19 protein-coding genes are annotated in these 19,807 nt (G+C 65.3%); 12 read left to right on the top strand and 7 right to left on the bottom strand.

Annotated elements, in window-relative coordinates; translation table 11 throughout:
• Position 1: 1 nt before the first annotated feature.
• Positions 2–1,642 (bottom strand): long-chain fatty acid--CoA ligase, encoded by a 1,641-nt coding sequence (locus ACXJ16_RS20180; RefSeq protein WP_463923155.1) that lies wholly within the window; start codon positions 1,640–1,642, stop codon positions 2–4.
• Between the two features lie 293 nt (positions 1,643–1,935).
• Between ACXJ16_RS20180 and ACXJ16_RS20175 the strand changes: the two genes are divergently transcribed.
• The 6 genes from ACXJ16_RS20175 to ACXJ16_RS20150 all read left to right on the top strand — a co-directional run bounded on the left by ACXJ16_RS20175 (position 1,936) and on the right by ACXJ16_RS20150 (position 8,590).
• Positions 1,936–2,715 (top strand): IclR family transcriptional regulator, encoded by a 780-nt coding sequence (locus tag ACXJ16_RS20175; protein WP_054434371.1) that lies wholly within the window; start codon positions 1,936–1,938, stop codon positions 2,713–2,715.
• Positions 2,716–2,818: 103 nt separating this feature from the next.
• Positions 2,819–3,559 carry a carboxymuconolactone decarboxylase family protein gene (locus ACXJ16_RS20170; RefSeq protein WP_463923154.1) on the top strand — a complete coding sequence of 247 codons (741 nt, stop codon included), beginning with the start codon at positions 2,819–2,821 and terminating at the stop codon, positions 3,557–3,559.
• A 5-nt stretch (positions 3,560–3,564) separates the two neighbouring features.
• Positions 3,565–4,449: an SMP-30/gluconolactonase/LRE family protein gene (locus ACXJ16_RS20165; protein WP_463923153.1), complete on the top strand. Its 885-nt coding sequence runs from the start codon at positions 3,565–3,567 to the stop codon at positions 4,447–4,449.
• A gap of 60 nt (positions 4,450–4,509) precedes the next feature.
• Positions 4,510–5,685 carry an acyl-CoA dehydrogenase family protein gene (locus ACXJ16_RS20160; RefSeq protein ID WP_463923152.1) on the top strand — a complete coding sequence of 392 codons (1,176 nt, stop codon included), beginning with the start codon at positions 4,510–4,512 and terminating at the stop codon, positions 5,683–5,685.
• 7 nt (positions 5,686–5,692) lie between these two features.
• The gene (locus tag ACXJ16_RS20155) at positions 5,693–6,808 is read left to right on the top strand and encodes an acyl-CoA dehydrogenase family protein (protein ID WP_463923151.1); all 1,116 of its coding nucleotides are present in this window, start codon (positions 5,693–5,695) and stop codon (positions 6,806–6,808) included.
• Positions 6,809–6,943: 135 nt separating this feature from the next.
• Positions 6,944–8,590 (top strand): flavin-containing monooxygenase, encoded by a 1,647-nt coding sequence (locus tag ACXJ16_RS20150; protein ID WP_324699639.1) that lies wholly within the window; start codon positions 6,944–6,946, stop codon positions 8,588–8,590.
• Between the two features lie 70 nt (positions 8,591–8,660).
• Here ACXJ16_RS20150 and ACXJ16_RS20145 read toward each other — a convergent pair whose 3' ends face one another.
• On the bottom strand, positions 8,661–9,326 hold the full coding sequence (locus ACXJ16_RS20145; RefSeq protein WP_463923150.1) for a M24 family metallopeptidase: 666 nt from the start codon (positions 9,324–9,326) through the stop codon (positions 8,661–8,663).
• 181 nt (positions 9,327–9,507) lie between these two features.
• Between ACXJ16_RS20145 and ACXJ16_RS20140 the strand changes: the two genes are divergently transcribed.
• The gene (locus ACXJ16_RS20140; RefSeq protein ID WP_463923149.1) at positions 9,508–10,584 is read left to right on the top strand and encodes a Rieske 2Fe-2S domain-containing protein; all 1,077 of its coding nucleotides are present in this window, start codon (positions 9,508–9,510) and stop codon (positions 10,582–10,584) included.
• A 4-nt stretch (positions 10,585–10,588) separates the two neighbouring features.
• On the opposite strand, the gene ACXJ16_RS20135 is transcribed toward ACXJ16_RS20140, so the two are convergent.
• Genes ACXJ16_RS20135 through ACXJ16_RS20120 form a run of 4 tightly spaced genes read right to left on the bottom strand, consistent with a single transcriptional unit; the run spans position 10,589 to position 14,027 of the window.
• A complete protein-coding gene (locus ACXJ16_RS20135) occupies positions 10,589–11,485 on the bottom strand; it encodes a bestrophin family protein (RefSeq protein WP_185999733.1) in 897 nt (298 codons plus the stop codon).
• Positions 11,482–11,823 (bottom strand): gamma-glutamylcyclotransferase family protein, encoded by a 342-nt coding sequence (locus ACXJ16_RS20130; protein WP_185999732.1) that lies wholly within the window; start codon positions 11,821–11,823, stop codon positions 11,482–11,484. The genes ACXJ16_RS20135 and ACXJ16_RS20130 overlap by 4 nt, the downstream gene beginning before the upstream one ends.
• Positions 11,823–13,250, bottom strand: coding sequence for an aldehyde dehydrogenase family protein (locus ACXJ16_RS20125; protein ID WP_463923148.1), 1,428 nt, complete (start codon positions 13,248–13,250; stop codon positions 11,823–11,825). Before ACXJ16_RS20125 ends, ACXJ16_RS20130 begins: the two co-directional genes overlap by 1 nt.
• 51 nt (positions 13,251–13,301) lie before the next feature.
• Positions 13,302–14,027, bottom strand: a complete 726-nt coding sequence (locus ACXJ16_RS20120) for a GntR family transcriptional regulator (RefSeq protein ID WP_454798198.1) — start codon at positions 14,025–14,027, stop codon at positions 13,302–13,304.
• Positions 14,028–14,180: 153 nt separating this feature from the next.
• On the opposite strand from ACXJ16_RS20120, the gene ACXJ16_RS20115 reads away from it, so the two are divergent.
• From ACXJ16_RS20115 to ACXJ16_RS20095, 5 genes are read left to right on the top strand one after another with little or no spacing between them, the layout of a single operon-like run.
• Positions 14,181–15,668: an aldehyde dehydrogenase family protein gene (locus ACXJ16_RS20115; protein ID WP_463923147.1), complete on the top strand. Its 1,488-nt coding sequence runs from the start codon at positions 14,181–14,183 to the stop codon at positions 15,666–15,668.
• Positions 15,665–16,456 (top strand): carboxymuconolactone decarboxylase family protein, encoded by a 792-nt coding sequence (locus ACXJ16_RS20110; RefSeq protein WP_054441966.1) that lies wholly within the window; start codon positions 15,665–15,667, stop codon positions 16,454–16,456. The genes ACXJ16_RS20115 and ACXJ16_RS20110 overlap by 4 nt, the downstream gene beginning before the upstream one ends.
• 16 nt (positions 16,457–16,472) lie before the next feature.
• Positions 16,473–17,234, top strand: coding sequence for an SDR family NAD(P)-dependent oxidoreductase (locus tag ACXJ16_RS20105; protein WP_454798196.1), 762 nt, complete (start codon positions 16,473–16,475; stop codon positions 17,232–17,234).
• Positions 17,231–18,061 (top strand): NAD(P)-dependent oxidoreductase, encoded by an 831-nt coding sequence (locus ACXJ16_RS20100; RefSeq protein WP_463923146.1) that lies wholly within the window; start codon positions 17,231–17,233, stop codon positions 18,059–18,061. The genes ACXJ16_RS20105 and ACXJ16_RS20100 overlap by 4 nt, the downstream gene beginning before the upstream one ends.
• Positions 18,058–18,843, top strand: a complete 786-nt coding sequence (locus ACXJ16_RS20095) for an SDR family oxidoreductase (protein WP_463923145.1) — start codon at positions 18,058–18,060, stop codon at positions 18,841–18,843. Before ACXJ16_RS20100 ends, ACXJ16_RS20095 begins: the two co-directional genes overlap by 4 nt.
• 12 nt (positions 18,844–18,855) lie before the next feature.
• Here the strand turns inward: ACXJ16_RS20095 and dmeF are convergent, their stop codons facing one another.
• On the bottom strand, positions 18,856–19,806 hold the full coding sequence (gene dmeF, locus ACXJ16_RS20090) for a CDF family Co(II)/Ni(II) efflux transporter DmeF (RefSeq protein ID WP_454798193.1): 951 nt from the start codon (positions 19,804–19,806) through the stop codon (positions 18,856–18,858).
• Between the last annotated feature and the right edge of the window lies 1 nt (position 19,807).

The raw sequence follows: 19,807 nt of genomic DNA, 5'->3' as shown, positions 1-19,807 counted from the left end.
GTCAGCCTGCCTGTTCCAGATGGCTGCGGAATTGATGGCGAAGTTCGGCCTTCATGACTTTGCCCGAGCCGGTGTGCGGCAGTTCGTCCACGCAGACGACGTCGTCCGGCAGCCACCAGCGCGCGACGTGATCGGCCAGGTGCGTCAGCATTTCCGCGCAGCTAACGCTCGCCCCTTCATGGAGGCAGAGCAACAGCAGCGGCCGTTCCTGCCAGCGCGGATGCGGGACGCCGATGACCGCGGCTTCGCGCACGGCGGGATGGGCGACGGCGACGTTCTCGAGCTCGATCGAGGAGATCCACTCCCCACCGGACTTGATGACATCCTTCGCGCGGTCGGTGATCTGGATGAAGCCGTCACCGTCGATCCGGGCGATGTCGCCGCTGTCGAACCAGCCCCCGGCATCAAGCGCGGAGCCGGGCTCCTTGCCGAAGTAGCCGCTGGCCACCCAATGCCCGCGTACCAGCAGCGGGCCGACGTTTTCGCCGCCGGGCCCGGTGACGCTGCCATCCTCCGCGCCGATGCCGATCTCGCTGCCGAACAGGCAACGCCCGGCCTTGGCGCGCAAGTCCAGATGCGCCTCTGGCGAAAGGTCGCGGTGGCGGGCTGCCGTGCGGCACACCGCGACGACCGGGCTCGTTTCGGTCATGCCCCAGGCCTGCATCGTCTCCACGCCCAGAAGGTCCCGGAACCGCTGGACGAGCGCGCGCGGGGTGGCGGCGCCGCCCATGAACACGCGGTCCAGCTTGAGCGCGGCGCGTTCCTCGGCCGTGGTCGTTGCCTCGATCCTGTCGAGGATAGTGAACCATACCGTTGGAACACCGAGAGAAAACGTGATTTCCTCATCCCGGATCAGCGCGTGGAGCGAAGCCCCGTCCAGCGCGCTGCCGGGCAGCACCAGCTTGGCCCCGCACATGGCGGAGGCATAGGGCACGCCCCATGAATTGACGTGGAACATCGGCGGCAGCAGCAGCGCATGGTCCCGCGCCGACAGCGCCATCGAATCCGCCGAGCAGAGCGACATGGCGTGAAGCACGGTGGAACGGTGGCTGTAGAGCACGCCCTTGGGATTGCCGGTCGTGCCCGAAGTGTAGCAGAGCCCGGCGGCGGAACGCTCGTCGATGTCCGGCCAGGCTGCCAGCGGTTCGGCAGCGGCAAGGAGGTCCTCGTAGGCGACGATATCGGCCAGCGGCGATTCCGGCAGGTCCTTCCGCTCGCACAGGACCACCACGGTCACCGGCGCATCGTGAATGGCAAGAACGCCCTCCGCCAAGGGAAGAAGATCGGGATCGACGAACAGGATGCGCGCGCCGCCATCGGCCAGCACGAAACGGATCTGCTCCTCGAACAGGCGGGGGTTGAGCGTGTGGAGGACATAGCCGCCGCCGGGAACGCCGTAATAGAGTTCGAGATGGGGAAGCCGGTTCCAGGCGAGGCTGGCGATGCGATCACCGGGCTTCGCGCCGAGCGATTCCAGGGCGGCGGCGACGCGGCGCGACCGCTGGGCAACGCGGCCCCAGGTCGAGCGTTCGAGCGTGCCTTCTGTGCCTCTCGATACCACTTCGGTGTCGTTGTGGTTGCGTTCTGCGTGGTCGATCACGCTGCCGATGGTCAGCGGCAGGCATTGCATCAGCCCCATCATGGTGCGGCAGGCTCCTCTACGTTCCGCGCGGGTTTCTCCCGGCGATTGAGGGCCTTGATGTGGCCGGCGGGCGGGAGCGGCAACGCAGGGAGCAGGCTGCGGATGGAATATCACAGGCTGGATAGTCGCGGCCCGAAACGCGCCTGACCCGCGAAGTTGCATTCGCCGCGATCCCGTGGAATCACATATGTGATATCGATTGCGGGCCATTCCCTTGCCCGGCGGAACGGCGTTACCAATCGGCACGAGAAAAAAGGAGCGCGAAAGCTCCGGATAAAAATGGAGAGGCGAGAATGATCCGGCGAACGGTCAAATCGGCGTCACGGACCCTTGAGGTCCTCGAACTCTTTGCCGAGGAACGCAGGCCCATGCGTCTGCACGAGGTCTACACGATCCTGGGCTATCCGCAGTCCAGCGCCACCAACCTCCTGAAATCCATGGTCGTCATGGGTTACCTCAACTACAATCGCGTGACCCGCACCTATCTGCCCACCATGCGTGTCGGCGCGCTGGGCAACTGGCTGCCGGGGTTCGTCTATTCGGACGAAAGCTATCGCTGGCTGGTGGACGAACTCCAGCGCCGCACTGACGAGACCGTGGGGCTTTCCACCCAGAACGATCTGTTCGTGCAGTACATCCTGCTTAAGGCGCCCGATCACGAGTTCAAGATGGTGCCGCCGGTGGGAACGATGCGGTTGCTGGTCGATTCCTCCAGCGGTCTGGCCCTGATGAGCGAGATGAAGGACCGCGAGATCGACAAGATCTGCCGTTACACCAATTACTATCAGCTAGCTGAGGGGCGCCGCTTCGATCACGCCGAACTGATGCGGGAAATCCGCTGGACGCGGCAGATCGGCCATGCCTACCTTGCTCACAAGCCGCTGAAGGAAGTGTCGCAGATCTCGATCTCGCTGGGCGAGAAGATCCACGGCATTCCGCTGGCGATCGGCGTGGGCGGGCTCGCCGAACGTATTGCCAAGTCTCAGTACGACATCATCGAGGCGATGCGGGAGTGCATCGCCGAGTTCAAGGCCTTTCGCGAAGAGCAGCACTATGCCGAAGCGGCCGAGTAGCGGGCGATCACGGACGTGATAGTTGTGGGGGCAGGCACGGCGGGTTCGACATCGCCGTGCCTGCCCCCAGACGTTCTGCGGGCTGCGCAAAAGGGAGAGAGCCTTGCGGTCCGAAACAGAAAAGCAGGCCTTCAGGCGCGCCTATATCGAGGCGCGGGGCTACTGGGTCGAATTCAACGACGGCCTTCTGGAACACAGCCCCGAATGGCTTGAGGCCTACCTCGCCTATTCCTCGACCCCGGCGCGCGTCGGGCCGCTTTCGGCGCGGATGCGCGAATTGATCTACGTCGCTGTCGATGGCTCCACCACGCATCTTTTTCTGGCGGGGCTGGAGATTCATGTCCGTCTGGCCTTGCAGGTGGGCTGCACGCCGGGTGAGCTCGTCGAGGTCCTGCAACTGGCGACGATGCAGGGGCTCGACAGCGTGGTGCTGGGCATGTCTGTTCTGGAAGAGGAACTGGCGGCAATGGGCCGCGCGCTACCAGTAGAGCAGGCGGACAGCGCGGTGCTGGATCGCTACGAGGCGCTGCACGGCGACCGGCCTGGCTGGCTGGCGGCGATGGCGGCCGTCTCCCCGGAATGGGCGCGGGTGCTGGTCGATCTGCTTGAAACGGCTGACGGCACCTCGCGCCTGACTGCCAGGGAGCGGGCCCTGATCCGTATGGCGCTGGCCGCCTCTCCCACGCACCTCAGCCAGGAGGCGGTGCGGACCGAGACGCGCCGGGCGCTGGAACTGGGGGCGGGCGTTGACGAAATCGCTCAGGTTTTCCAGCTTGTCGCGCACCTTGGTCTCCATGCCTGTTCCGAAGGCATTCCGGCCGTGATGCGCGCTTCGCAGGAGTAGAGCCGATGGACATTGCCTTCTTCACCCCGATCGCCAGCGATCTCGGGGAGAGCCCGGTGTGGGACGGGCAACGCCAATGGCTCTGGTGGATCGATATCCGCAAGGGCCGGGTCATGGCCGTCGATACATCGGGAACGCTCGTGCGCGACTGGACTTTCGACCGGCAGGTCGGCTCCATCGGGTTGGCCGAAGATGGCCTCGTAGCCGCCTTTGCCGACGGCTTCTCGCTGATCGACCTCGACGGCCGGGTGCGCGATCTCGTCCGCCCCGCGATCGGCAAGGGGGCGATCCGCTTCAATGACGGCAAGATGGACCGGCAGGGGCGCTTCCTGTCAGGCACCATGCAGCATGGCGGGCAGGAAAGCGCGCTGGGCACGCTATGGCGGCTTGGCCGGGGCGGCGATGCCGAGAAGCTGCTGGATGGCTTCCGGCTGACCAATTCGCTGTGCTTTTCGCCGTGCGGGCGCTGGCTCTATGTCTCGGATTCGCTGGAGGGCGTGCTGCGCCGCTATCCTTACGATCCGGAAACCGGCGCGCTCGGGCCGATGAAGGCGCTGTTCGATTTTGCAGCTGCCGGCACCGCGCCGGACGGCGCCACGGTGGACAGTGAGGGGCGCATCTGGGTTGCGCTGGTGATCTCCGCGCAGATCGCCTGCCTGTCTGCTGAGGGAGAACTGCTGCGCCTTGTCAACCTGCCGGTGCCCTATCCCTCGTGCCCGGCCTTCGGCGGCCCGGATATGGCCACGCTCTATGTCACGACGATTTCCGATTCCGGGCATAAACTGAAATCCGATCACCCGGATGCGGGGCGGATGCTGGCGATTTCCGGGCTCGGTGCACGAGGGATCGGCGAGGCGCGCTTCGTTCCAGACAATCACACTTGGAATTAGTGCCCGCAGAGCCCGGCTGACACTGGAAGCGGGCACCCGTCCCCGTGCAGTCAAACGGGCATGGACCTCGATTTCACAATAGACGAACTGGCCTTTCGCGATGAGGTACGCGCCTTCTTCGCCGAACATGTGCCGGATACCTGGCTCACCCGCGTAAGATCGGGGCTGCGCCTCGAACCCGCAGAACTGATCGCTTACCAGAAGGCGCTCGCCGCAAGGGGATGGGGCGCGCCGACCTGGCCCGTGGAATACGGCGGCACCGGGTGGAGCCCTGCGCAGATCTACATCTTCGAAAGCGAATCCGCCCGTGCCGGCGCGCCGATCCAGTTCCATCAGGGCCTCGAACTGATCGGCCCGATCATCTTCACATATGGCTCGCAGGCGCTGAAGGACCGCTACCTGCCGGGTATCATCCACGCCGATGACTGGTGGTGCCAGGGCTATTCCGAGCCCGGCGCCGGTTCCGACCTCGCCTCCCTGCGCACGACGGCGGTGCGCGACGGGGATCACTACATCCTCAACGGGCAGAAGATGTGGACCAGCTTTGCCCAGGTCGCCAGCCACATGTTCGTGCTGGCGCGCACATCGCAGGAAGCCCGGCGCCAGCAGGGCATTTCGCTGTTGCTGGTGGATATGAAGACCCCCGGCATCTCGATCCGCAAGATCGAGACCATGGACGAGAAATATACCACCAACGAGGTCTTCCTTGACGAAGTGCGGGTGCCGGTCGGCAATCTCGTGGGTGAGGAAGGCCGGGGCTGGGAATACGGCAAGGTCCTGCTCGACCGGGAGCGGATGGTCTGCTCGGCCACCGCGCTCCATTTGCCGCAAGTGCTGGACGGTGTGCGGGAGGCTGCCTCGGCCCGGCGCGTGGGCGGCATTCCGCTGGTCGAGACCCCGGCCTTCGCCGCGCAGCTCGCCCAGATCGAGATAGAGGCGATGGCGCTCGAGACCATGGTGCTTCGGCTGCTCGCCGATCTGGCGGCGGGGCAGGATTCCGGCCCGCGCGGCTCGATGGTGAAGCTGCGCTGGTCCGATCTCTACCAGCGCGGCATGGCGCTGTGGATGGAAGCGCTTGGGCCCGAGGCCGCGCATTTCCGGGCGCTGGACGGGGATGCGGTCCCCGACATGCCTTATGCGATGCAGGGCGCGCTCTATTCCCGCGTCACCTCGATCTACGGCGGATCGAGCGAGATCCAGCACAACATCATCGCCCGCCGCGCGCTGGGTCTGTGAGGCTGCCATGAACTTCGAATATTCCGACGAGCAGCGCATGCTGCAGGACAGCGCCGACCGTCTCGGCGGCGACCTCTGGCCGGCGGCTGAGCGGCTTCGCCATATCGACGCTTTCGAGGAAATCTCCGCCAGAACATGGGCGCGGATGGCCGAGCTGGGCTGGCTGATGCTGCCCATCGCGGAGGCCGATGGCGGCCTTGGCGGATCGGCGGTTGACGTCATGGCGCTGATGGAGGGCCTTGGCCGCCATCTCGTGCCGGTCCCCTATGCCGCCAGCAGTGTGCTGGTTCCCGCCCTGATCGGCGGCAACCCGGCGGCTGCCGACGTACTGGCGGCGATCGCGCAGGGCAGTGCCCGCGCCGCGGCCGGGCTGCTCGAAGCGGGCGGTGGGTACGATCTGTCCCATGTCGGTCTTTCCGCCACGCAAGGTCCACAAGGCTGGACGCTCAGCGGCGAGAAGCTTCACGTCGAGGATGGGGCAGGCGCCGACTGGTTCGTCGTTTCCGCGCGAACGGGGGGAGATGTGCGGGATGCGGAAGGCATCGGCCTGTTTCTTGTTCCCGCCGCCGCGCCCGGCCTTGCCGTGGAGCGGTTCCGGGCCATCGACCAGCATCGCCACGCGCGCCTGCGCTTCGAGAATGTGACCGGTGCGATCCCCGTTGGCCGCGCCGGATCGGCCTTGTCGGTCATCGAGGCGGCGGTGGACAGGGCGATCTGTGCAAACCTGGCGGAAGCGGTCGGCTCGATGGAGGCGGCGCATCTGGCCACGCTGGAATACCTGCGCACCCGCAAGCAGTTCGGCGTCGCCATCGGCACGTTCCAGGCGCTTCAGCACCGGGCGGTCGACATGGCCATCGCCCTCGAAGAGGCGCGTTCGATGTCCTACCGGGCAACGCTCAGCCTCGACCGGCCGGTGGCCGAGCGCCGCCGCGCGGTCAGCGCCGCCAAGGTGCGCGTGGGGCAATGCGGGCTCTACGTCGGGCGGCAGGCGGTCCAGCTTCACGGCGGCGTCGGGTTCTCGGACGAACTCGTCATCAGCCACCACCTCAAGCGGCTGATGATGCTCGATTGCGCCTACGGCTCTGCCGAGCATCACCTTTCGCGCTTCGCAAGCGCCGCCTGACGCGCGGGAGACGTGCATCTCGCGGGGCCGCGTTCACGGATGTGATCTTGGCTCCGCATCGCTCCAAACGGTCGGATTACCGACCATCCCTCCCGCATAATCGGCGGGTCAATGCTCCGGGAGATGATGGGCAAAATGGTTGAAGCAAACAGCGCTGGTCGGGTGGATGCCGCCTATGACGCGGTTGTCGTCGGCGCCGGCATCGGCGGCCTCTACATGGTCTACAAGCTGCGCGAAATGGGCCTCTCGGTGCTCGGCATCGAGGCGGGCGACAATGTCGGCGGGGTCTGGTACTGGAACCGCTATCCGGGCGCCCGGTGCGACCTGATGACCGTGGATTACTGCTACACTTTCTCGCCGGAAGTGGACGCGGAGTGGTCGTGGTCGGAACAGTTCGCAGCGCAGCCCGAAATCCTGGAATACATCAATTTCGTGGCCGACCGTCACGAACTGCGCAAGGATTACCTGTTCGGGACGCGGGTAGAGCGGGCGGCCTACGACGAGGCCCGTCAGGTCTGGCAGTTCCATACCGATACCGGCAAGGTCTTCGAGGCAAGTTACGCGGTCATGGCCACGGGACCGCTTTCGGTGCCCAAGGTGCCCGAATTCGTGGCGAACGGCAGCTTCAAGGGCGAACTGTATTACTCGGGACGCTGGCCGAAGGAGCCGGTGAGCTACGAGGGCAAGCGGGTGGGCGTGGTCGGCGTCGGCTCCACCGGTATCCAGATCGTGCCGGTGGTGGCGCAGGAGGCGAAGGAACTCACGGTGTTCCAGCGCACGCCGAGCTTCACGATGCCGATGCGTAATCACGCCTACACGCCGGAGTACCAGGCACAGATCAAGCGCCACCTGCCCGCCATGCGCGCGTCGGCGCGCAACAGTCCGCTTGGCGGGGTGCGTCCCTCGTCCACGCGGCCCTATTTCAGCGTGCCGCCCGAGCAGCGCATTTCCTTGATGGAGGATGCCTGGAAGAACGGCGGACACACCTTCCTCGGCACGTTTTCGGACCTTCTCCAGAACGAGGAAGCGAACGAGGAAGTGGCCGAATTCGTCCGCGGCAAGATCGGCGAGGTCGTGAATGATCCCGAAACCGCCGAAATGCTCAAGCCGCGCGGCTATCCGATCTTCGCACGCCGGGCCTGCCTCGACACCCACTACTACGAAGCCTTCAATTTGCCGCACGTCAGGCTGGTGGACTGTTTCAGGGAGCCGATCCACACCCTCACCGATAACGGCATCAAGGTGGGCGACCGCGAGATCGAGCTGGATATGCTGATACTCGCCACCGGCTACGACGGGCTGACCGGCGCGCTCATGGCTTTCGACGTGGTGGGACGCGGCGGAGAAACGGTCAATCAACGCTGGTCGGGGGGCGCGCATTCGCACCTAGGCCTGATGATGAAGGACTTCCCGAACCTCTTCATGATCTGCGGCCCCAACGGACCTTCGGCGCTTGCCAACATCTTCACGATCAACGAGCAGAACGTGAACTGGATCGCCGACGCCATCAGCCACATGCGCTCCCATGGCCTGACCGCGATGGAACCCACGGGAGAGGCGGAGCAGGGCTGGATGGACCTCGTGGCGGGACTTGCCGAAGGCACGCTCGTGTCCAAGGCGAAGACCTGGTACACCGGCACCAATATCGCGGGAAAATCGCGCGGGCTCACCATGTATACCGGTGGTTTCAAGGCCTATCGCGAAGCCTGCGAAGAGGCCGCGTCGCAGGACTATCCCGGCATCGCCTTCGAGCGTGCGGGCGTTCCCGAAACGACCGCCTGATCGCACCGCTTTACGAAAGAAGGCCCTGGAAGCGTCCTGCTTCCGGGGCCTTTGCCGTTTCGAAGGCGTGTCAGACCAGCAGGTCTTCGTAGAAAGCGCCGAACGGCCGGGTTGGATGGCGGATCTGAATTTCCAGGATCCACAGTCCCTTGCCGGGCACTGCTTCGAAATCTCCGAGGTTCCCGCCCTTGTGCACCGAATGCGGATAGTCGCTCACGCGGTGTCCGCGAATGTCGAGATTGAGTTCCCATCCCATCGCCAGCGCTTCCTGCGCGGCGCGGTCGTAAAGTGCGCTGCCGGTCACCGCGCCCGCGTTCCAGATGGTGCGGACGCGCTCGAACAACTGTTTCGAGGCGGCGGCGCAGGCTTTCATCTCCGGATCGTCGCCCACCGTGAAAGTCGCGCCCACATCGCCTTCGTGGCTGTCGAACACGGGGCCCATGTCGATGAAGAAAATATCGTCTCCGGCCAGCACGGCGTCGCCCTGCGAACGGTCGCTGAAGATCTTGAGTGTATTGGCGCCGAAGCGGATCAGCAGGGGGTGCCAGGACATTTCCATGCCCAGTTCCGCCAGCACGGCACGGCCTGCCTCGTGGACCTCGCTTTCACGCATTCCGGGCCGGACGATGGCGGCAATCCTCTCCAGCGCAAGCCAGGACCGGGCCTGTGCAAGGCGAATGGTATCAAGGTCGTAGCGCGGTCCCACCGCTTCGCGGCTCGCAGGGGTGGCGGACATGCACGGGCTCCAGGAAGGGATCGGGGGCGCTCGTTTGGCGGGCTTGCAGGTTAGCCGTCAAGAGCGGCTCGCATCACGGGGTACCTTATTTTTGCAACGCAACGTGTGAATCATTGCGTTTGATAGAGAGGTCTGATCGCGGGATGGGTGGAGCCGCCTTTTCGCAACCGGATACCTGCCCATGACCACCGCCGCCAGCACCGCCACTCTCGAACGACCGACAACCGGGGCGGTGCCACCGCGCGGTTGCACTTTCGAGCCGGAGGACTGGGCCATCCTCGCCCGCCACTGGCATCCGGTCGCGCTGTCCCGTGAAGTGGACGAGAAGCCGCTCGGGGCCAAACTGCTGGACCAGCCTCTCGTGCTCTATCGTGTCGATGGCGAGGTCGTCGTCGCGCCTGATGTCTGCCCTCATCGCGGCGTGCCGCTGAGCATGGGCACCGCGGGGGAGGGCGGCGTCGTCTGCGCCTATCACGGGCTGACATTCGGGAAGGGCGGCAAATGCGTCCATGTGCCGGCACATCCCTCGCGGGATATCCCGGCCCGGCTGAGCCTCAAGGCCTATCCGAGCATCGAGCGCTATGGCCTCGTCTGGACCTGCCTCGATACCGAAGACACCGCGCCTCCGCCCGGCGCCATTGCCGACATGCCCCATTGGGACGAGCCGGAATTCCAGCAGATCGTCTGTCCATGGATCGACATCAACGGCTTTGCTGGCCGTCAGCTCGAAGGCTTCCTCGATGTCGCTCACTTCGCTTTCGTCCACCATGCGACCTTTGCCGATCCCGACAATGCCGAAGTGCCCACTTATACGCCCCGGCGCACGGATTACGGGTTCGAGGCGGAATACTGGAGCAGCGTGGGGAACTATCCGATAGGCGTGTCGCAGCGCGGCGTGCCGGGCTTCAACTGGCTGCGCCACTTCCGCTGCCATCTGCCGTTCACGGCAACGCTGGAAATCCATTTCCCCGGCAAGGACCGGCTTGTCATCATGAATGCGGCTTCGCCGGTTTCCGCCAGGGTGACGCGCCTCTTCGCGCCGATCGGCCGGAATTTCGACACCGACCTGCCGGTGCAGGACGTCTATGATTTCAACTTGCGCATCTTCGAGGAGGACAAGGCCATCGTCGAGGCGCAGATGCCCGAATGGCTGCCCCTCGATCCGGCGGAGGAGGCGCATATTCCCGCCGACATGAGTTCGATGACGTATCGGCGCGGTCTCAAGGCGCTGGGGCTCAACCGCTTCTTCACCTGCTGACGGATCAACTGAGGCGGTGCTCCCGCGCCGCGATCGGTGCGGGCAGGTCGGTTTCGCCCAGCGCACTTAACATCTCGCGCTCGATCGTGCGGGCCATCGCGTCGAGCGGGAGATCGTTGGGTTCGAGGCCGAAGGGATCTTCCAGTTCATCCCCCAATGCGTCGAGCCCGAAGAATGTGTAGCTGACCAGCAGCACCGGCAGCAGCGTCCACCAGCCCAGCGATCCGGCCAGAGCGAAAGGCAGGGCCAGGCAGAAGATATAGGCGGTGCGGTGCAGCAGCAGCGAATAGCTGAAGGGCACCGGCGTCTGCGCGATACGCTCGCAGCCTGCCTGGACCTGCGCCATGAGATGAAGCTGTTCCTCGATCAGCGAATGGTGGATCGCTCCGATCCGCTCCTGCTGCATGAGGTCGAGGCAGCGGCGGCCCATCTGGACCAGCAATGCGTCCGTGGGGTTGACGGCATCGTTCCATGTGCCCCGGCCGCAAGGGCCGGCTATCGCAGCCACTTCCTCGCCGCCGCGCAGGCGGGCGGCGAGACCGGCGGCGAAGCCGATGCAGCCCTTCAGCAGGAACTGCCGGTCCGCCTCGTCCAGCGTGGCGATGCGGCGGGCGAAGGACCGGCAGGCGATGACCAGCGAGCCCCAGAGCTTTCTTCCTTCCCACCAGCGATCATAGCAGGCGTTGTTGCGAAAGCTCATGAAGATGGAAAGCGCGATCCCGATCAGGGTGAAGGGGATCGCGCTGATCTGGGCGAACAGGCCGGGATGCGACCTTGCGGCCAGCACTGCGACCACGCCGATCGCCGCGATCGAGAACAAACGGCCGAGAATGCGGGGCAGGATGGAGCCGTGCACCGCGAAGGCAACCTCGCGAAGTCCCGGCTTGGGGCGGACGATCATTCCGCCGGGTCCCCGTAGATATAGGCGAGCGTACCTGACTTCAGGCGCACTTCCTTGCGGATGTAATCGACCTCATAGGCATCGGCGGCGGCGATATCGGCCTCGGACAGGCGGAACAGGGTGCCTTCGACGGCATCCTGGGGATCGGTGCTCCGTTCGACCATGGGATGCCAGCGGGTGCCGCTCTTGGCGATGACTTCGGGGTCGGTGATCTCGATCATCCGCTGGCGCCAGCCCGGTATCGCATCCGGTTCGCCTTCCACCAGCCTGCCGAACAGCGCCAGTTGGACCTCGTGCTGGCGGAGAGTTCCGTAGGAGAAAAGGAGGATATCCGACATTACGACCTCTCAGCGATGACCTGGAGTGCAGCGTTGACGATGCGGGCCTGCGTGAATTCCTCCACACCCGCAAGTCCCTGATGGCGCCCCATGCCCGATTGCCGCGCGCCGCCAAGGGGGACTTCGAAGGGCAGGTCGAACACCCGGTTCACCCAGACGAGGCCGCTGTCGATCCGCTCTGCCACGGCCATCCCGCGCGTCACGTCGCCGCTCCAGACTGAGGCGCCGAGCCCGTATTCGCTGGCGTTGGCGCGCCCGATGGCCTCGTCGAGGCTGTCATAGGCCATGACCGGGATCAGCGGACCGAATTGTTCCTCGCGCACGAGCCTTGCATTGTCCGGCAGCCCTCGCACCACGGTGGGAGGAACGAACCAGCCCGGGCCGTCCGGAAGCACACCGCCGCAGAGGACCTGGCCGAGCCTTCGGCTTTCCTCCAGCAGGCTGCCCAGGCGGGCATGTTGGGCCGCGTTCTGAACCGGGCCCAGTGTGGTGTCTTCCGACAGACCATTGCCGATGACGGCGGCACGCGCCAGTTCGACCAGCGCCTCGCAAAGCGCATCGGCCTTGTCGCGGTGGACGTAGATGCGTTTGATGCCGAGACAGATCTGACCGGCATTGGCCGTGGCACCGGCAAAAAGCTGTGGCGCAACCGAGGCTATATCCGCATCGTCCAGCACGATCGCCGCGTCGTTGCCGCCCAGTTCGAGCGTGAAGCGTTTGAGCGTGCCCGCGGCGCTGGCAAGTACCTTGCGCCCGGTTGCGGTGGAACCGGTGAAGCTTACATGAGCCACATCGGGATGTGCCGTCAGCACCGGTCCAAGGTCGCCGCGGTCGCCCAGCGTCTGGAACGTGCCCGGCGGAAGCAGGTCGGCGACGAGTTCGCCGAAGCGCAGCGTCGTAATCGGCGTTGTGGGTGCGGGTTTGGCGATAACGCAATTGCCCGCGAGCAGCGCCGGAGCGAGCTTGAGCATGAGCAGCAGCAGCGGATAGTTCCACGGCACGATCGCAACGACGACGCCGAGCGGATAGCGCTGCTCCACCACTCTCTCGGAAGGGTTCTCTTTGAGGACCACGGGCTCCAGTCGCAGCCCGGCATGGTAGTGCAGCGCGGCGATGGACCCTTCGACCTCGCCGCGTGCCTCGGCCAGCGTCTTGCCCTGTTCCTGCGTCAGCAGGCGCGCGAATTCCTCGCTCCGGGCTGCAAGGGCCTGTGCCATCGCTTCGAGGCAGGCGGCGCGCTCGTCCTGCGAACGTGCGCGCCAGCCGGGAAAGGCGCGCAGCGCGGCGGCGACGGCTTCCTCCGCCTGCGCCGCATCGGCGCATCCGCTTGCCGCGATCACCTCGCCGGTTGCGGGATTGAGCACGTCCATTGCGGCAGCGCCCTGTTTCAGGCGGCCGTCGAGAAGTAGTCGGTATTGCATCGCCATGCCCTAGCCGCCGGAGGCCGCGCGGCAAAGTGGGCGGATGGTCTCACCAGATCAGATGTCGTCGAGCCCGTAGAGCGCGACAAGGGTCTGCCGGTTCTGTCGATCCGCCTCGAACCGCGCAAGCGCCGGGTCCTGCTCCAGGATGGCATCGATGATCTTCAACCGTCCCGCCTTCCACTGGTCCAGCCCGAACATCCCCTGCATCGGTCCATCGGGGTGGGTGTTGCGGGAGGTTTCAAGCGCCACGCGGGTAAGCAGTTCGAACAAGGGCTGATCGACCATGCGGAACAGGGTTTCCTGCAACCCGGATTCAAGCGGCCCGAGCTGGGCTTCATCGGCGCATTGCGCGATATGTTGCCTGACTTTGCGCAGTTCGTCTCGAAGCGGCTGATCGCTGCAGCGCGCCGATGCCGCGCAGAGGCGGTTGAACAGGAGCGAGGTTATGTCGAGCACTTCCCGCCAGGAGGATTTTTCGCTTCTCACATAGGCGCTGAGCACTCTTTCAAGGTCGGCCCGGCCCGGCCTCCTGCCGTAGTAGCCCCCGCCGGGTCCGCGTTTCACTTCGAGCAGGCCCTCGTGCTCGAGAATTCGCGCCGCCTGCTGAACGGTGACGATGCCCACGCCGAACTCCCGGGCAAGCTCCGGGAGCGAGCCGATCTGCTCTCCGGGCGGAAGGGAAAATATCCGGTTGCGCAGGCATTCTGCCGTATTTCGCACCACCTGGCGCTTTTCGCCGCTCTTGCGGCCGGTTGCCCGTTCAGCCTCTGTCGATGTCATCCTGTAAAAATGAGCATATTATTATGATTTCGCAAGGGCGATCTTGCGGCGGATCGGCTTGATAGAATCAAAACATGCCCGTTATATTCGGCAACAAGACCGAATGCGGTATAACACAGGGCCGGAGCACCTGCCGGCCAGGGAGCGAATGCCATGGCTTTCAGGAATCCATCCATTGACGCACTGCCGCGTCATCCGCTGATCATCGGTGGGCGGCATGAAGAGCAAGGCGGCGGCGAAATGCTGGCGCATGTCTATCCGGCCACCGGCAAGGTCACGCGGGAAATCCGCATGGCCAACGCCGATGACGTGGACCGCGCGGTCGCGGCCGCTCGCAAGGCCTTTCCCGCATGGCGGGCGATGCCGGTGGACAAGCGCCGCGATCTCATGTTCCGCATCGCCGCACTGTTCGAGGCCTGCTCCGCCGATTTTGCGCCGAGCCTGATATCCGAAAACGGTTCGGTCGCGATGACGGCGCCTTACATGGGCTACGACGCTGCACAGAAGTTCCGTTACTTCGGGGGCTGGTGCGACAAGATCCACGGGCGAACGATCCCGATGTGGGGCGCGCCCGCGCACGATCACGTCGCTTACGAACCTTATGGCGTGGTCGGCATCATCGTCCCCTGGAACGGCCCGCTGTTCGCCGCAACGATGGTGATGGCGCCCGCATTGGCGGCGGGCAACTGCATCGTTCTGAAGGCGCCCGACCTTGCTCCCTACAGCGTGATGAAGCTGGTCGAGATCCTCCACGAGGCCGGTCTTCCCGAAGGCGTCGTCAACCTCGTGACCGGTGCGGCGGATGTCGGGGAAGCGATGGTCGCGCATCCGGGTATCGACAAGATCGAATTCATCGGTTCCGGCGCCACCGCCAAAAAGGTGCTGACCACGGCAGCGCAATCGCTCAAGCCCGTGGGGCTGGAGCTTGGCGGCAAGTCGGCGGTGATCGTTTTCGACGATGCCGACCTGATGCTGGCCGCCAAGAAGGGCCTGACCGGCGCCGTTTCCTCCAATGGTCAGGGCTGCGTGAACGGAACGCGCCTGCTCGTCCAGCGCGGGGTCTACGACCAGTATCTGCAGATCTTGGCTGCCATGGCCGGTCATGTGAAAAGCGGCGATCCTTTCGATGCGGCCACTGTGCTCGGCCCGGTCATCAGCGGGGGCGCCCTGGAACGGATCAAGGGCATGATCGATCGCGGCGTTGCCGATGGCGGCCGCGTGGTGGCCGGGGGCGAGCGCCTTGGCGGCGAATTCGCGGACGGGTTCTTCCTGCCGGTAACGGTCATCGCCGACGTCGCCAACGATTGTGAAATCGCGCAGAACGAGGTGTTCGGCCCGGTGCTGGTGGCCACGCCGTTCGATACCGAGGAAGAAGCCATCGCCCTGGCCAACGGCACCGAATATGGCCTTGGCGCCTATGTCCATACGCAGAACCTGCGCCGCGCACACCACGTCACGCGGGAACTTCAGTCCGGCATGATCCACGTCAACGGCTCCGGGGAGGCGATGCAGCCGAATTGTCCCTTCGGTGGCTTCAAGAAGAGCGGTCATGGGCGGCTCGGCGGGGTGGAGGGCCTTCACGAATTTCTCCAGCCGAAAAACGTCTGGATGAGCATGGCAGCCCCGGAGGTGAACTCGTGAGCCTGCTCGATCCGGGTGAGCGGACCTCGCGCGGCATCGCGGTCCAGTCGGAAGTGACCGGCAGGGCGGCAGCCCAGCCTGCAAGCCTGCTGCAGGAAAGCTGGCGCGACTTCATATATGCGGAAATCTGGTCGCGTCCGGGGCTGGATCGGCGTGCGCGTTTCCTGATCTCGATGGCTTCGTCGGCCGGAAGCAATGGCCCGCGCGATGCGCTTGACGGCTATGTAAGGGGCGCTCTGACGACTGGCGACCTGACCTTGGCCGAATTGCGGGAAGCGGCGCTGCACGTGGCGGTCTATGCCGGGTGGGACAAGGGCGGCGATCTCGATGCCGCGATCACGCGCGTGGAGGCGGAATTGGGCCTCGACCCGGCGCCCTGGGCACCGATCCGCGGCGAACCGTGGGATCCGCAGACACGCATGGAACAGGGCTTTGCCGCCTTCCGCGAAGTCATGACGTTCGACGGCCCGCGCGTGGGCAACGGAATGCCGTACCTGCAACACGGCATCCTCAACTTCGTGTTCGGCGAGATGTGGTGCCGCCCAGGGCTGGACCAGCGTTCGCGCCGTTTCCTCACGCTCGTCGGCGTTGCGGATTCCGCCGCGGTCGTGCCGATCGGCAGCCATTTCCATGCCGCCATGGCGAGTGGGAACTGCACGCCGGCCGAACTCCATGAATTCGTGCTGCAATATGCGGTCCACGCGGGATGGCCGAAAGCCTCGGTGGTTCAGGGCGTGGTCTTCGAGATGGCCGCCAAGTTCGAGAAGGGCCTGCCCTGGAACGGGTGAGGCGAAGGAAACCGACATGACCATTGCAATCGACATGACGGGCAAAGTGGCCCTCGTTACCGGCGCCGCATCGGGTCTCGGCCGTGCGGTGGCGCTGAAGCTGGCGCAGGCCGGAGCCGCGCTCTGCATCGTGGACGTGAATGCGGAAGGGCTGGCAGAGACCGAAGGCGCCCTGGCCGATATCGGCGCGCAAGTGCTGGTCCATGCCGCCGACCTTTCGGACCCCGCCGCCTGCAAGGGATCCGTTGCGGCGGCAACGGCACGCTTCGGTCGGCTCGATGCCCTCTGCAACGTGGCGGGGCTCATCTATCTCGCCCATTCGCACGAGATGGCCGAGGAACTCTGGCACCGCACTATGGCGGTCAACCTGACGGCACCCTTCATGCTTTCGCAGGCGGCAATCCCGCATCTGCTGGAAGCGAACGGCGCGATCGTCAACGTGGCGTCCTGCGCATCATTCATCGGTGAGGCTTATGCCGCGGCCTATTGCGCCACCAAGGCAGGTCTCGTGAACATGACCAAGGCCATGGCGATGGAGTATATGCGCAAGCCCATCCGCATCAACGCGGTGGCGCCGGGCGGGATGATCACGAACATCGCCGTCAACTACAAGCCGCCCGAAGGCTGCGACATCGAACTGCTCAAGCGCTTCTCCGGAATGCGCGGGACGGTGGAGGTGGACGATGTGGCCGACATGGTGGCGTTGCTCGCCTCGCCTGCCGGGCGCGGCTATCATGGCAATTGCATCTCGATCGACGCCGGGATCACCGCGGGATGAGCGCGAAGGAAACCATCGGCTTCATCGGGCTCGGCAGCCAGGGCGGCCCCATGGCCGAGCGCATCGCGGCGGCGGGCTATCCGCTCACCGTCTGGGCGCGGCGTCCCGAGGCGCTTCAGCCATTCGTGGACGCAGGAGCGCGGGCGGCGGCGACCATCGCGGAGCTTGGCGCGGCTTGCGATCACGTCGGCATCTGCGTGGTCGACGATGACGGTGTGGCCGCCATCGTCGAAGAACTGCTGGCGGCGATGCGGCCGGGTAGCCGCATCGTGGTCCATTCCACGATCCTGCCTGAGAACTGCCAGCGGCTTGCGGCGCGGTGCGCGGCGAAGGGTATCGCCTTCCTGGACGCTCCTGTCAGTGGCGGCGGCGCGGGGGCATCAGCCGGCACGCTGACGGTGATGTGCGGCGGTCAGGCTGACGACTTCGCGGCGGCGCGGCCCGTTTTCGAGACGTTCGGCGGGATGATCGTCCTCCTCGGCGCAGCAGGCGCAGGCCAGCGGGCCAAGATCGTCAACAACGCACTGATGGCCGCGAACATGGGGCTTGCCCATGCCGCGATGCAGGCAGGTGCGGAACTGGGGCTCGAAGGTGCGGCATTACGCGAACTGGTCAAGGCCAGCAGCGGCCGCAGTTTCGGTTTCGAGGTCTATGCCAGACTGCCGTCACCGCAGGCCTTCTCCCACGGCGCGCCCTTGCTGGTGAAGGACGTGAAATTGCTCAAGGCCACGCTTCCCGAAGCGGCGGGCGCCGAGGCGCTTCGCATTGCCGCCGAACCTTTCCTTTCCGCCGCGATCGGCGCTGACCTTACGGAGACCCATCCATGAGCTTCACTCTCGACCAGTTCCGTCTTGACGGAAAAGTCGCTGTCGTCACCGGAGCGGGCGGGCGCGGCAATTCGATCGGCAGGGCCTATGCACTTGGACTTGCCGATGCAGGCGCGGCCGTGGTGGTTGCCGATCTCAATCAAGAAGGGGCTCAGGCTGTTGCGGACGAGATCGCCGCGGCGGGCGGCAGGGCGCTGGCCGTGCAGGTGGATGTCGCAAGCGAGGAATCGACCCTGGCCATGGCTGCTGCAGCGACCGATGCCTTTGGCGGGATCGATATCCTCATCAACAACGCCGCGCTCATGGTCGATGTCAGCTACGACAATTGCGAGACGATCAGCCTCGATGCCTGGAACCGGGCCTTTGCCGTGAACCTCAACGGCGCACTGCTCTGTGCAAGGGCTGTCCTGCCTTCCATGCGCGCGCGCGGGGGTGGGCGTATCGTCAACCAGACGTCGGGCGGGGCATTCCCGGCAACCGGGCTTTACGGTATCTCGAAGCTGGCGCTGGTGGGGCTCACCACCACGCTTGCCAAGCAGTTCGGCAAGGATAACGTGACCTGCAACGCCATCGCGCCGGGCAATGTCATGTCCGATGCCGGAAAGATGCTGGTGCCGGACGATTCCCCTTTCATCCAGTTCCTCAAGATGACCTGCGCGCTGCGTCCGCGCGGAGAGCCAGACGAACTGGTCGGCACCGCGCTGCTGCTCTGTTCGCAGGCGGGCCAGTGGATCACGGGGCAGACCATCCATGTCGACGGAGGATGGGTGCTGCGCCCGTGACCCTTGCGGCAGTCAATGCCGTTCTATGGTGACGTGGCGAAGTTCGTGGACCGGGGTGAGCCGTCGGCGCAATTCGGCGGTGTCCACGGCGGTGTCGTGGGCGGTGACGCCGATGATTGCCGCGTGGGCCTCCGGACCGATCCGCCAGACGTGGAGGTCGGTGATGCGGGCATCTCCCGGCCCTTCCACGACCTCGCGAACTTCTTCGGCGACGTGCGTGTCGGTGCGGTCCAGCAGGACGAAGGCGGTCTCCTTCATGAGCGTCCAGGCCCAGCGCGCGATGACGACGCCGCCGACGATGCCCATGACCGGGTCGAGCCAGATCCAGCCGAGGTAGCGTCCGGCCAGCAGTGCCGCGATCGCCAGAACCGAAGTGAGCGCATCGGCAAGAACGTGGACATAGGCCGAACGCAGGTTGTTGTCGCCATGCCCATGGTGCCCGTGGCCATGACCACTATGGCCGTGGTGCCCATGCTCGTGGTGTCCATGGTGATCGTGATGATGATGGCCGGATAGCAGCAGGGCGCTGACGATGTTCACGGCCAGGCCGATGACCGCGATCACGGTTGCCTCGCCGAATGCCACCGTGATCGGGCGGAACAGGCGCAGGAACGATTCCACGCCGATGCCCAGCGCGATGAGCGCGAGCACGAGCGCCGAGGCGAACCCGGCAAGATCGCCGACCTTGCCGGTGCCGAAGCTGAAAGCCGGATTGCGGGTATTCCGCCGGGCATAGCGGTAGGCAATGGCGGCGACACTCAGCGCGCCGGCATGAGTGGCCATGTGGAAACCGTCCGCCAGCAGGGCCATGGAGCCGGTCAGGTAGCCGGCGACGATTTCACCCACCATCATCAGGGCAGTGAGCAGGACGACCCACAGGGTTCGCCGCGCGTTCTCGTCATGAGAGGCGCCGAGAAAGTCGTGGTCGTGTGCGAAGCGATCGAGGTCGAAGTGAGTGGCCATG

The organism is Novosphingobium sp. TK71, assembly GCF_055361505.1.
This window is presented reverse-complemented; position numbering and strand designations above follow the sequence as displayed.

Coding starts and splice junctions, on each gene's coding strand:
- ACXJ16_RS20125 (WP_463923148.1), bottom strand. CDS start 13,250: ATGGCGATGCAATACCGACTACTTCTCGACGGCCGCCTGAAACAGGGC.
- ACXJ16_RS20135 (WP_185999733.1), bottom strand. CDS start 11,485: ATGATCGTCCGCCCCAAGCCGGGACTTCGCGAGGTTGCCTTCGCGGTG.
- ACXJ16_RS20105 (WP_454798196.1), top strand. CDS start 16,473: ATGACCATTGCAATCGACATGACGGGCAAAGTGGCCCTCGTTACCGGC.
- ACXJ16_RS20155 (WP_463923151.1), top strand. CDS start 5,693: ATGAACTTCGAATATTCCGACGAGCAGCGCATGCTGCAGGACAGCGCC.
- ACXJ16_RS20130 (WP_185999732.1), bottom strand. CDS start 11,823: ATGTCGGATATCCTCCTTTTCTCCTACGGAACTCTCCGCCAGCACGAG.
- dmeF (WP_454798193.1), bottom strand. CDS start 19,806: ATGGCCACTCACTTCGACCTCGATCGCTTCGCACACGACCACGACTTT.
- ACXJ16_RS20165 (WP_463923153.1), top strand. CDS start 3,565: ATGGACATTGCCTTCTTCACCCCGATCGCCAGCGATCTCGGGGAGAGC.
- ACXJ16_RS20120 (WP_454798198.1), bottom strand. CDS start 14,027: ATGACATCGACAGAGGCTGAACGGGCAACCGGCCGCAAGAGCGGCGAA.
- ACXJ16_RS20180 (WP_463923155.1), bottom strand. CDS start 1,642: ATGATGGGGCTGATGCAATGCCTGCCGCTGACCATCGGCAGCGTGATC.
- ACXJ16_RS20150 (WP_324699639.1), top strand. CDS start 6,944: ATGGTTGAAGCAAACAGCGCTGGTCGGGTGGATGCCGCCTATGACGCG.
- ACXJ16_RS20095 (WP_463923145.1), top strand. CDS start 18,058: ATGAGCTTCACTCTCGACCAGTTCCGTCTTGACGGAAAAGTCGCTGTC.
- ACXJ16_RS20175 (WP_054434371.1), top strand. CDS start 1,936: ATGATCCGGCGAACGGTCAAATCGGCGTCACGGACCCTTGAGGTCCTC.
- ACXJ16_RS20100 (WP_463923146.1), top strand. CDS start 17,231: ATGAGCGCGAAGGAAACCATCGGCTTCATCGGGCTCGGCAGCCAGGGC.
- ACXJ16_RS20145 (WP_463923150.1), bottom strand. CDS start 9,326: ATGTCCGCCACCCCTGCGAGCCGCGAAGCGGTGGGACCGCGCTACGAC.
- ACXJ16_RS20115 (WP_463923147.1), top strand. CDS start 14,181: ATGGCTTTCAGGAATCCATCCATTGACGCACTGCCGCGTCATCCGCTG.
- ACXJ16_RS20160 (WP_463923152.1), top strand. CDS start 4,510: ATGGACCTCGATTTCACAATAGACGAACTGGCCTTTCGCGATGAGGTA.
- ACXJ16_RS20140 (WP_463923149.1), top strand. CDS start 9,508: ATGACCACCGCCGCCAGCACCGCCACTCTCGAACGACCGACAACCGGG.